The organism is Sphingobium sp. B1D7B, from assembly GCF_025961965.1.
Taxonomy (GTDB): Bacteria; Pseudomonadota; Alphaproteobacteria; order Sphingomonadales; family Sphingomonadaceae; genus Sphingobium.
The window spans coordinates 3,346,395-3,358,995 of record NZ_JAOQOR010000001.1 but is presented as its reverse complement, the minus strand read 5'-3'; the positions used below and the strand labels follow the sequence as shown (position 1 = coordinate 3,358,995).

Genomic DNA, 12,601 nt, shown 5'->3' with positions numbered 1-12,601 from the left:
AGATAGGATATGAATTACTAGTCGCCCTAAACATTAGGGCGGTAAATTCATGTCCATGCGTGCTCTACGCCGTGCCACACAGGCGCGGTCGAGCGAACGATATGGGCAGAGATTGGGGAGAGGATTGCAATGCTGGCGCTTCGTCAACGAGTTCGGGTTTTGAGAAATTCTGCGGCCATTCTGGCGATGGCTGCGATCGGCGTGGCCTCTGCTGCGCACGCGCAGGATCAGGGCGGTCCAGCACCGCAGGCCGAGGATCAGGCCGCATCCGGTTCGCAGGAGATCGTCGTGACGGGCTCGCGCATCACGCGCGGCGGCTTCACCGCGCCGACCCCCGTCACCGCGATTGGCCGCGACCGACTCGAGACAACTGCCGCGACGAATATTGGCGACGTGCTGAGCCAGTTGCCGAGCTTTCGGGCCACCTCCAGTCCTTCCGCGACGCAGACGACTCCCGGCAATGCCGTCGGCTCGCGCGTGCTGGAACTGCGCAGCCTTGGCAGCGAGCGCACCCTGGTGCTGGTCAATGGCCGTCGGTTCGTGCCGACGACAGCGCGCGGGACGGTCGACACCAACTATATTCCCGGCATCCTCATCGATCGCGTTGACGTCGTGACCGGCGGTGCATCGGCGGCCTATGGTTCGGACGCGGTTGCGGGCGTCGTGAACTTCATCCTCAACAACAAGCTCGATGGCCTTCGCGCCGAGGCCCAGTCGGGCATTTCGCAGCGCGGCGATGACCGCACGATCTTCCTCTCAGCGGCCGGCGGCACATCCTTCGCCGGTGGCCGGGGCCACGTCGTGTTCGGCGGGGAGTATGAAGATAATGATGGCCTGGCGGACTGCTATCAGGCCCGCTCGCTGTGCGCGCAGGAGTGGACGCTCGTCGGCCGCCCGGCTGGCGCGGCCGGTGCGGGCGCCCCGGCGCTGAGCATTCTCAACAATGTCCACACCGCCACCATAGCCCCCGGCGGCCTCATCCTCAGCAATGGCCCGCTCAAGGGCCTGCAGTTTCTGCCGGATGGGACGACGGCGCCCTATGAGGTCGGCAGGCTCGCGGGTTCACTCTTTCAGCAGGGCGGCAGTGGGAAGGGCCAGAACGCCTTCCTCGCCGGCCTGCTTCTCAAGGTGCCGGTTGAGCGCTTCAGCACCTATGGCCATGCCGAGTATGAATTCAGCGACGCGCTCAAGGCCACGCTGGAAGCATCCTATGGCGAAGTCCGCGCGTTCTCGGTGAGCGCGCAGCTGCGCGACAGCACAGGCTCGCTGATCGGTCCGGTCCGCCGCGACAATCCGTATCTCCCGCGGTCGGTCACGGACGTCATGGATGCCAACGGCATCACCCAGTTCAACATGGGCCGCGCCGGGCTAGACCTCGGCAATGCCCGCGGCGCGACCAAGAGCACTGCCTTCCGTATCGTCGGCGGCCTTTCCGGCGCCATCACCGATGGCTGGACGTGGAACGCCTACTATCAATATGGCCGCAGCACCTATCATCAGGAAGCGACCAACAACCTCATCCGCTCGCGCCTGCTGCTCGCGGCCGATGTCACCACCGGTCCCGGCGGCACGCCCATCTGCCGCTCGACGCTCACCAACCCGAGCAATGGCTGCCAGCCGCTCAACCTGATCGGCGCCGGCCGCTTCAGTCAGGAGGCGCTGGCCTATGTCACCGGCACATCGATGCTCGACCTGAAGATCACCCAACAGGTTGCCGCGCTGGACGTGCAGGGCGATCTCGTCGACTTGTGGGCCGGCCCGCTGTCGCTGGCGGCTGGCGCCGAATATCGCCGCGACGAGGTGAAGGGCTCGACGGACCCGCTCTCGCCGACCGGCGCCTTCTACGTCTCCAACTTCGCTGCTTCCAACGGCAAGGTCGAGGTGAAGGAAGCGTTCGTCGAGGCGGTCCTGCCGCTCCTCAAGGATAGTGCGCTGGGCAAGAGCCTGGAACTGAACGGCGCCGCGCGCCGCACCGACTACAGCACGAGCGGCGCGGTCACCACCTGGAAGCTCGGCGGCGTCTATGAGCCGGTCGATTTCCTGCGCCTGCGTGGCACGCTCTCTCGCGATATCCGGGCGCCCAATGTGAACGAGCTGTTCGGCTCGGTCACGCGCAGCTTCTCGTCCTTCACCGATCCGGTGACGAGCAAGCAGGGCCTGATCGAAATCGTCTCGGGTTCCAACAACACGCTGCGCCCGGAGAAGGCCGATACCTTCACGGCCGGGGTGGTGCTGAGCAACCTGTCGTTTCTGCGCGGCTTCAACCTCTCGGTCGATTATTACAATATCCGCGTAAACGACGCGATCGCGCAGATCGGCTCATCGACCATCGCGACGCGCTGTCTGGTGAACAACGCGACCGAGTTCTGCCCGCTGATCACGCGGAACGGGGCAGGCGAAGTCACGCTGATAAACGACCGTCTGCAGAATGTGAATGGCTTCAAGACCCGGGGCCTGGACATCGAGGCGAGCTATCGCACCCGCATCGGGGCCGCCGCATCGCTCGACCTGCGGCTGCTGGCGACCAAGACATTCGACCTCATGATCATCGACAGCGCCGGTTCGGTCGACCGCGCCGGCCAGACCGGCTTCCGCGCCAGCAACACCCCCGGCGTGCCGGACTATGTGCTGGACGGCATGGCGACCCTCAAGGCCGGGCCTTTCAGCGTGAGTGCGCATGGCCGCTACATTCCCGAGGGCAAGTTCCTCGTCGAGTTCGTCGGCCCCGAGGATGCGGGCTACAGTGTCGGCCTCGCGAACAGCATCAGCACCAATCGCGTCGCCGCCCGCTTCTATGCGGACCTCACGCTGGGCTGGAACGTGAAGGCCGGCCGCAGCGATTTCGAATATTTCATCGCGATTCGAAACCTGTTCGACAAGGACCCGCCGATTGCGCCCAGCGCGGTGGGTATCACCAATCAGGTGCTATTCGATCAGGTCGGGCGCGCGTTCCGCGTCGGGGTGCGTCTCAAGCGATGAGCGAGCCGGTCGGCACGCAAGCCACGGGTGAGACGCAGCCGGCAATGGCCGGCGCGTCTGGAGCCGGCGACGATTGGCCGTCGCCGGCCCGCGCCTGGTACACGATCTGGCTGATCGCGTTCGTGACCATGCTCTCCAATGTCGACCGGAACATCATCAACCTGCTGGTCCAGCCGATCAAGCGCGACCTGGCGCTCAGCGACACCCAGATCAGCCTCATCATCGGCTTCGCCTTTTCGTCGGCCTATATGGTCGTGGGCTTGCCGATGGCTCGCGTCGCGGATCAGCGCAGCCGCAAGATGATCCTGACGGCCGGCCTGACGGTGTGGAGCCTGGCCACTGCGCTCTGCGGCATGGCGAGAAGCTTCGGCGGGCTGTTTTTCGCGCGCGGCGTCGTCGGGGGCGCGGAGTCCGTCGCCGGCCCCTCGTCCATGTCGATGATCTCGGACATGGTGCCAAGGTCAAAGCTGCCGCGTGCCTTCGCGGTCTATCAGCTCGGCATCAGCGCCGGTCAGGCCACGGCGTTGTTGGCCGGTGGCCTGCTGGTGGCGTTCTTTGCCGCGATGGGACCGGTCCACATCCCGGTTCTGGGCGAGATGCGCGAGTGGCAGCTCGTCTTCCTCGTCTGCGCCCTGCCGGGGCTGGCAACCGCCTTGCTCTTTCTCTTCACCGTGCGGGAGCCGGTGCGCCGCAATCGCCGCGGCAAGGGCAGCGTACCACTGCGCGAGGTGGGGGCGTATCTCCTGTCAAACCGCATATTGTTCCTTCCACTGTTCCTCAGCATCGGCATCGGCGCGATCGAGACGACGGGCCTCATGACGTGGCGCGCGGCCTTTTATGAGCGCACCTATGGCTGGGGTCCGGCGCAGATCGGGCCGCTGCTGGCGCTGTCGCTCCTCATCTCTACGCCGATTGCGTTGACGCTGGGCACCTGGTTTGCGGAATATATGGGCAAGCGCGGCAATCCCGATGCGATGGCGCGGGTCTGCTTCTATTCGCAAGCACTGTCCGCTCCCTTCGCGATCGCCACCTCGCTCATGCCCAGCCCCTGGCTCGCCTTCTTCTGCGGCATGATCTCCTCGATCATCGGCCTCGCCAGCGCGCCTGCGCAGAATGCGGCGATCCAGATGGTGACGCCCAGCGAGATGCGCGCCCAGATCAGCGCTGTGTATCTCTTCACCATCAGTGTCATCGGCAATGGTCTCGGGCCCCTGCTCATTGCGCTGGTGACCGATTTCCTGCTGAAGGACGAGAGCATGCTGCGCTATTCGATGGCGTTCTTCGCCGCCGTAATGGCCCCCGGCGGCGCAGCGCTCATGTATCTGGCGATCAAACCTTATGCTCAGGCTGTAAGGAGTTCTGGCTTCGGGGAGCCGTCCCGCTGAAGGGGGTCGGAGGCCCTGCTTCCGTGATGCAGGTTTCTGCGAGCTGCCATTTGACAGACTGCCTGAAAATGCGCGTCACGCGCAGGCCGACAATACGACCTGCCGTTTTCTTTCTGCCGAAAGCATTCTTCGAAGCGCCCGACGACGCTGGCGCAATTTTTTGATTTCACGGCAGATGCGCCGCGAGGATGAACGACGGCCGGGGTGGGGTTGCATCGTTGGCATCTGCGCGCCCGCCCGCTATCGGCGCTGTATCGAGCGATGGATGATCTGATGGAAGTCGAGCCGTTTCAGGCCATAGAATTGAGCAAGTTGGCCTATCACCTGGGTGCGGAGGGGCGCTCGGTTCTCCATATGGAGTTTGGCCAGCCCTCGACGGGGGCGCCGCAGGCTGCGCTGGACGCCGCGCGCGACGCGCTCGGCATCGATCCGATGGGCTATTGGGAGAGTCCTGCGCTGCAGGCGCGGCTCGTCCAGCTCTATCGGGAGCGGTACGGCATGGCAGCCGAGCCGGATCAGTTCCTGCTCACCTGCGGCGCCTCGCCGGCATTGGTCCTTGCGCTGAGCACCCGGTTTAAGGCGGGTGATCGGATCGCCATGGCCCGGCCGGGCTATGTCGCCTATCGCAACACGGTGCGCGCGCTCAACATGACGCCGGTCGAGATCGAATACGGCGAGCAGGCGCGCTTTCAGCTGACGGCGCGCGCGCTCGCGGCGCTGGATCCGGCACCGCAGGGTGTGATCGTCGCCAGCCCGGCCAACCCCACCGGAACGATCATCGCGCCGGCTGAACTGGAGGCGATTGCCAGGCTCTGCGCAGAGCGCGGCATCGCGATCATCTCGGACGAAATCTACCATGGCCTGAGCTATGGCGCGCCTTGCCGCTCGATGGGAGAATTCGCAGCCGACGCGATGATCGTCAGCAGTTTTTCGAAATATTACTGCATGCCCGGCTGGCGGCTCGGCTGGCTCTATGTGCCGCGCGCCATGGTCGAGCGTGCCCGCGCCTATATGGGCAGCCTGTTCCTGACCGCGCCGTCGATCAGTCAGCATGCCGCTTTGGCGGCGCTGGACTGCACGTCAGAACTGGAAGCGCATCGCGCCACTTACGCCCGTAACCGGGACATTCTGCTGGAGGCCCTGCCAGCGCTTGGTCTGCGACGGATCGCGCCGCCGGATGGCGCCTTCTACATCTATGCGGATGTCAGCGACTTTACCGATGATAGCCCGGCGTTCTGCAAGAAGCTGCTCGTTGAGACTGGGCTCGCCACGGGGCCGGGGGTCGACCATGATCCGGTCAATGGCCATCGGTTCATCCGGCTGAGCTTTGCGATCACGGAAGCCGAAGTGCGAGAGGCAGTTCGGCGCCTTTCGGCGTGGTTGCCCGACCAGCGACGGCTGTAACGATCACGTCGCGGGCGGGTGGTCCCCAACCATATTTTAGAGGAGCGGTTTGCAGTGCAATCGATGTGCTTGCGCATCTGTTAATCATGGTTATCGGCTTAACAGGGCCGGTTGTGGCCTCGCTCCAGACCGACGACGGCGATTTTCACACGACAAATCAGCTGCATGGCCCCGCTCTGCATGCGCATCATCTCGACGAGGCCGGGCTTTTTTGTTGCGCTGCCGCTCAGCTAACGTTAACATTCCTCCTGAAGATGACGGCTCCGCCCATGGGCGTTCCCAAGGGTGTTCGTCGCCTTCGACAAGGGCAAACTGTCGGTAACGGCGGGACGCAAAGCCTCCGGCCCCAATGGGGTAGCGGGGCTACCGGGGGATGAAACAGAGCATTTTCGGATATCGTGTGTAACCTGCTGTGAGAAGGTCATGGGGTTCGTTTGAACCTCAGGCTGCGCTCCCTGTCGTCGCGCTTCGATCCCTGTCTCAAATCCCGTTGAACCGCACCTGCATGGCGGTTTGCCCTTCACATCATCTGGGCGGTGGGCCCACACGAGGGGATTTCGTAATGCAGGGCAAGGCAATCAAAACGCGCAGCACCGTTGGGCAGGCTCTCAAGGCCGGTCTGTTCAGCAGCGTCGGCATTGCGGGGATGTTGGCAGGCGCATCGGCCGCCCACGCCGAGCCTGGCATTTGCCAGACTGAGGGTAATGTGACCCTGTTTTTCTGCGAACCCTCGTCGGTTAAGGCTCGTATTGAAGGAGGCGATACCAGCCTCATTGTGAACGGCGCACAGGATGAGTGGAGTATCACGGGCGATGGCGTCAGCTATTATACGTGGGACAATACAGCCTCTGGCGACATTACGTCGACGCTGCTCATCACCAATTCCACGATCAGCACCACCGATAATGGCGGCGTAAACGTCAGTTCCAATATCCAGGGTCGGAACGACATTTCGGTGACCTTGGGCCCGGACGTAACGGTTGACAGCGTGGGTGGCAACGGTGGCATCTGGGTTCGCAACCAGATCGCGGGCGACATCGTGATCGAGAATGGCGCCGCGCTGACGGTCTCAGGCGTGGAAACCAATGGCATCTCTGCCACCACCAACGCAGGATCGGTGAACATCACCAATAGCGGGGCCATCACGGTCCAGCAAACCATCGGGGCCGCAGACTTCACCCAGCGGGGAATTTACGCCGACGGCGGTTTCAACGATGCCGACCCGGTCGAGGTGACCGTGACGAACACTGGCCAGGTGGAGGCTCAGGCGGCGGGTATCCGCGTCGTCAATTACAACGGTTTGGCGAAAATCACGAACAACGCCTACGTTTCTTCGGTGAACAATCAGGCGCTGGTCGGCTGGACGCCGAACGGCGAAGTGGTGGTCGACAATCAGGAGCAGGGTGAGGCTATCTCGGCCAACGGCCCGGCGATTCAGGGCGCCTCGCAGATCGGCAATATCACCATCACCAATGCAGGCATTGCGGAGGGCACCACCGGCATTCTCGCCGTCGCCGGCTTCGACGAGGATGCGCCCGGCTCTGGTAAAATCACCATCACCAACAGCGGCATTGTCACTGGCAGAACCGGAAGCGCAGTTCAGGCGCGCACGCCGCTTGGCGATGTGGTCATCAGCAACACCGGCACGCTGCAATCGCTGAGCGGGATCGCGGCTGTCGATGCAGACACACTTAGCGGCATGGTCCAGATCACCAATTCCGGGTCGATCCTGGGTGAAACCGGTATCGTCACCAACAGCGCGGCGACCACGATCATCAACGCCGGTACCATCGAAGCCTCGCCTTCCTTCGGCCACGCCATTCTGATGGGCGCCGGGGACGTGACGCTGGAGTTGCATGCCGGCTCCAACATCATCGGCCTCGTCGCGGATGCGGATATCGCGAGCGGCACCAATACCCTGGCGCTGGGCGGCGCCATCAATGCGTCATTCGACGCCGGATTGGTCGGCACGCAATATTATGATTTCGATGAGTTCGTGAAGGTAGGGACCGGCACCTGGACGCTCACGGGGACAGGGACGACCGGCTGGACGGTCCGCGAAGGGACGCTGAACGCTGCCAGCAGCGACGCATTCGGTGTGGGTCAGGCCTATGTCGTTGAAGGGGGCGTGCTGGGCGTGGGGGGCTCCACCTATCAGGCGACCCTGGGCTCGCTCACTGTCGGAGAAGCTGGCCTTGTCTCCACCGATGGCGGCGTGCTCGTGCTCGACCAGAGCAGCGACACCGTCTTCGCCGGCACGTTGGTCGGCCAGGGCAGGTTCGTCAAGGCGGGCGAAGGTGCGCTCGCCTTCACCGGCAATGGCGCTCTCTTCAACGGTGCGCTGGATGTCACCGGCGGTGCCTTTGACCTCACGGGCGACTTCAGCGCCAGCACGGTGACCGTGGGCGGCGCGGAGCTGGCTTCGCTCAATATCAAGGCGGCGGGGCAGCTCAACTCTGTCTCGGCGGCCATTGGCATGAATGGCACCGCGGGGAGCGTTACCGTTGACGGCGGCGCGAGTTGGATCAACTCAAGCCTCATCGAGATCAGTCGCAATCCCAATTCCTCCGGGTCGCTGACCATCACAAATGGCGGCTCGGTCGAAACTGTGAATGGCAGCATTTACATGGGCGCGGGCGGCTCGGTCAGCATCAGTGGTCAGGGTTCGGCGCTCCGTGTCGGTACGCTGCATTCCGAACTGCCGGCCGACTGGGTTTCGGCCGATGGCTGGTTCAGTGCGGATGAGGGCAGCATCTCGGTGACCGACGGTGGTTTGCTGGAGGCTGACGGCAGCTATATCGGCGGAAACGGGTCCGGCACGGCGACGATGATCGTCGACGGTGCCGGCACGGTGTGGCGCAACGGCCTCAGCCTGTACATCGGCGGAACGGGCAACGACACCGTTGGCCAGGGCAATGTGACGGTGTCCGGCGGCGCTGAAGTCACGTCCTACACCAGCGCGCTTGGTGTCGACACCGGCTCGAGCGGAACGCTGACGCTGACCGGCGAAGGCACGACCTACAGTGTTCTCGCCCGTAACGGCTACGCCGGCAACATGCGGGTCGGCTACAGCGGCACGGGCACCGCCACGGTTTCCAACGGCGCCCTGCTGTCGGCAGCCGCCCTGATCGATGTGGCGAGCCAGGAGGGCAGCGGCGGTACGCTGACCATCGAGGCGGACGGCCGGGTCACCGGCGAATCCCTGCGAATCGGTGGGGCTCAGTCCGCTGTCGGCAGCGTCAGCCTCGATGGGGCAGGCTCCACGCTCGAGATCGGCAGCGGTCGCATCGGTGTCGGCATCTCTGGCCAGGGCATGCTGACGGTCAGCAATGGCGGCTCGGCGAGTTCGCAGGGCGCCATCCTTGGCTGGGAGTCGACCGGTCAGGGCACGGCTACCGTGAGCGGCGCGGGCAGCACCTGGACCAATGACGGCATTCTTTACGTCGGCAACGTCGGCGAAGGAACGCTCAACATCGCACAGGGCGGCCGGGTCACCAGCACGGATGGCTATGTGGGCACGGTCGGCGGCTCGAGAGGCGCTGTGAACATCAGCGGTGCCAACTCGGTCTGGGACATGAGCGGGCTATTCATTGCCGGCAACGAGGCGGGCGCACAGTCGACGATTTCGATCTCCAATGGCGGCACATTGCGCGCGGTGCAGGGCACGCTCGGCAATCTCACGGGATCGCAGGCCAGCATGATCGTGACCGGCGCCGGCTCGACTTGGAGTGCCTATAACGACGGCCTGACGAACTGGGCGGGTTACATCAATGTCGGCCTGTTCGGCAGCGGCACGCTGGAGGTTTCGGACGGCGGCAAGGTAGAGGCGGTGCGCGTCTACATCGGCAATGATGTCGCCTCGAGCGGCAGCGTGACGGTGACTGGCGCATCTTCGGCGATCCGGACGGAGGAAGGCCTCTATATCGGTGCCGAGGGAGCCGGCGTCCTGACGCTGGCCGATGGCGCAGAACTCGGTGCCCAGGTGATCAAGATCGGCAATCGCGCCGGCTCCACGGGCACGCTGAACATCGGCGCGGCGGCAGGCAGTGCGGCCCAGGCGGCTGGTGTGATCAACGCCGTGCAGGGCATTCAGTTCGGTGCCGGGGCCGGCAAGCTGGTCCTGAACCACAGCGGGACAGATTATGCACTTGCCGCCAGTCTGTCGGGTAATGGCGTGGTCGATGTTCTTGCGGGCACGACGGTGCTGACCGGCGATGGCAGCGCCTATACCGGCGCGTTTAATGTGAACGGCGGCAAGCTGGTGCTGGCCAACGCGATGAATGCCAGTTCGACCGCGATCGCGGTGGATGGCACCCTGCAGATCGGTAACGGCGGAACGGCCGGCACGCTGGCTGGCGACGTCCACGCCAACGGCACGCTGATGTTCAACCGCAGCGATGTTTCCAGCTATGGCGGCAGCATCACTGGGCACGGCACGATCGTGAACGCCGGGTCGGGCCGGTTGGTGCTGGCCGGCGATAGCAGCACGTTCGCTGGCCAGACCAAGGTTGATGCCGGGACGCTGCTGCTCACGGGCAAGCTCAATGGTGCCGTGACCGTCAACGCCAATGGCACGTTGCAGGTTGGCGATGGCGTCCGCAATGGCGAGCTGACCGCCAGCACGACCAACGACGGCACGCTGATCTTCAATCAGGTCGCAGACTATGATTACACGGGCGCTCTCTCTGGCAACGGCAGCCTGATCAAGCAGGGCGAGGGCACGCTGCTGCTCTCGGGCGACTATGGTTATACCGGGTCGACCGTGGTGCAGGCGGGCCGGGTGCGGCTGTTGGCGCAGCTCGACAGCGCGACCGATCTGGTCGTGGATGATGGCGAGTTCGACCTGAGCGGCACCGACCAGACCGTTGCGGGCCTCAGCGGCGCGGGCGGGACGGTGAGCCTGGGCACGAGCACGCTGACCGTCAACCAGAGCAGCAACACGCTGTTCGGCGGCAGCTTCAGCGGCAGCGGTACGATTGCGCTGAACGGTCCGTCCAGCGCGCCCGTCAGCATCAACCTGACCGGCGAGAGCTTTGGCTCGTTCACCGGTGCGCTCAACCTCGAGGGCATCGTGACGCGGGTGAACGGCTCGATGGGCGGCACGATCACGGTCGGCAGCGATGCGGCCCTGGGCGGTCGCGGGCAGGTGAACAATATCGTGGTCGGCAATGGCGGCACGCTACTGCCGGGCAACTCGATCGGCACGCTCACCGCAGCGGGCAATGTCGTGTTCCAGGCAGGCTCAACCTATGAGGTGGAGGTCAATGCCGATGGCGAGAGCGACAAGCTGATCGTCGGCGGGACGGCGACCATTCAGGGTGGCACGGTTTCGGTGCTGGCGGCTGCAGGCAATTATCGCTTCAGCAATGAGTACACGATCATCACGGCCGCGGGCGGGGTGACCGGGCAGTTTGCGGCCACCGATGTCGATCTGCCGTTCCTGACGCCGGAGCTGAGCTATGACGCCAATAATGTCAGGCTGGTGCTGACGCGCAACAATCGCAGCTTCGAGAGCGTGGCGGTGACGCCCAACCAGTTGGCCGTGGCGCTTGCGCTGGATGCGAGCGATGACAATGCCAGCCTGTCGCGCGCGGTAGCCGGGCAGCTTGAGGAAGCCGGCGCCGTCCGGGCGTTCGATGCGCTCTCGGGCGAGCTGTGGGCGACCACGGGCACGCTGATGGTGGACGGCACCCGCCGGCTTGGCGACATGGTGATCGGCCGCATGGAGCAGGCCGATGTCGTCAGCCGCACATTGGCCGGTGCCGGCTCCTCGGCCCGCACGCTGCGTGATGGCAGCACGGCGGTCTGGGGCCAGGGCATCGGTGCGTGGAGCACGCTCAAGAGCAATGGCAATGCGATCAAGGCGACGCAGAGCACCTTCGGCTTCATCACCGGTGTCGATACGGGCCTTGGTGGCTGGCGTCTGGGCGTGGCCTTCGCGCATGAGCAGAACAAGGTGCGGGTCGATGGGCGCAGCAGCGAGGCGACCGTCAACGGCAACAGCGCGCTGGTCTATGCCGGCGGTGGCTGGGGCGCCCTGCGCGCCCGGATCGGCGCTTCCTATAGCTGGCTGGACGTCAGTGGGACACGCAAGGTGGCGTTCCTGGGCGTCAATGATGCGCTGGCGGGCGATTATGATGCCAAGAGCGCCTCGGCGTTCGGTGAGGTGAGCTATGCTCTCCCGCTGGGCGCGGTAACCGCCGAGCCCTTTGCCGGCGTGACCCATGTCCATCTCAAGAGCGATGCCTTCACCGAGACGGGCAGCGCTCTGACCGCGCTGGGCGTCACCGACAGCACCCGCGATGTGACCTACACCACTTTGGGTCTGCGTCTGGGCGGGGCAGTGCCGGTCAGCGCCACCACGGTGCTCAGCCCGCGCGTCTCGGCGGCCTGGCTGCGCAGCTTTGGCGATGTCGATGCGACCAGCCGCAACATCCTCTCGACCGGCGAGGCCTTCTCGGTCGCGGGACTGCCCACGACGCGCGATACCCTGCGCCTTGAGGGCGGCGTGCAGGCCAATATCATGCCCGGCGGCTCCATCGGCGCCACCTACGTGGGCAACATCGGCGACCAGTGGAAGGACCACGGCGTCAAGATCGGCTTTAGCTACAGCTTCTGATCTCAGGCGGATGCTCCGGGAGGCGCGGCTGCGGCCGCGCCTCTCTTGACCGAATTCCACACAGCAGTCTCGCGATGACCGAGGCAGCCCCCCTCAAACGACACGAACAGAGGCCAATAAATGGCCGTAAGGATATTGAGAATGCAGGGTTTTTATAACAAGTTTGACCGCGTTGAAGCTCAGCCGCTTGCTGACATTCGTCTTATGTCCTTCA

General features: G+C 64.5%; 4 protein-coding genes and 1 riboswitch. All 4 genes read left to right on the top strand.

Annotated features, from left to right (window positions below; translation table 11 throughout):
• Window positions 1-159: 159 nt before the first annotated feature.
• The 4 genes from M2336_RS15705 to M2336_RS15690 all read left to right on the top strand — a co-directional run bounded on the left by M2336_RS15705 (window position 160) and on the right by M2336_RS15690 (window position 12,387).
• Window positions 160-2,979 carry a TonB-dependent receptor plug domain-containing protein gene (locus tag M2336_RS15705; RefSeq protein WP_264573206.1) on the top strand — a complete coding sequence of 940 codons (2,820 nt, stop codon included), beginning with the start codon at window positions 160-162 and terminating at the stop codon, window positions 2,977-2,979.
• Window positions 2,976-4,364, top strand: coding sequence for an MFS transporter (locus M2336_RS15700; RefSeq protein ID WP_264573205.1), 1,389 nt, complete (start codon window positions 2,976-2,978; stop codon window positions 4,362-4,364). Before M2336_RS15705 ends, M2336_RS15700 begins: the two co-directional genes overlap by 4 nt.
• Window positions 4,365-4,625: 261 nt before the next feature.
• Window positions 4,626-5,768: a pyridoxal phosphate-dependent aminotransferase gene (locus M2336_RS15695; protein ID WP_264574897.1), complete on the top strand. Its 1,143-nt coding sequence runs from the start codon at window positions 4,626-4,628 to the stop codon at window positions 5,766-5,768.
• A gap of 296 nt (window positions 5,769-6,064) precedes the next feature.
• Window positions 6,065-6,139: riboswitch (cyclic di-GMP riboswitch) on the top strand.
• Window positions 6,140-6,330: 191 nt separating this feature from the next.
• Complete coding sequence (locus tag M2336_RS15690; protein ID WP_264573204.1) at window positions 6,331-12,387, top strand: autotransporter domain-containing protein; 6,057 nt, start codon at window positions 6,331-6,333, stop codon at window positions 12,385-12,387.
• Window positions 12,388-12,601: the final 214 nt, after the last annotated feature.

Bases quoted from the DNA above. Each gene is read 5' to 3' on its own strand.
- M2336_RS15700 (WP_264573205.1), top strand. From the start codon at position 2,976: ATGAGCGAGCCGGTCGGCACGCAAGCCACGGGTGAGACGCAGCCGGCA.
- M2336_RS15690 (WP_264573204.1), top strand. From the start codon at position 6,331: ATGCAGGGCAAGGCAATCAAAACGCGCAGCACCGTTGGGCAGGCTCTC.
- M2336_RS15695 (WP_264574897.1), top strand. From the start codon at position 4,626: ATGGATGATCTGATGGAAGTCGAGCCGTTTCAGGCCATAGAATTGAGC.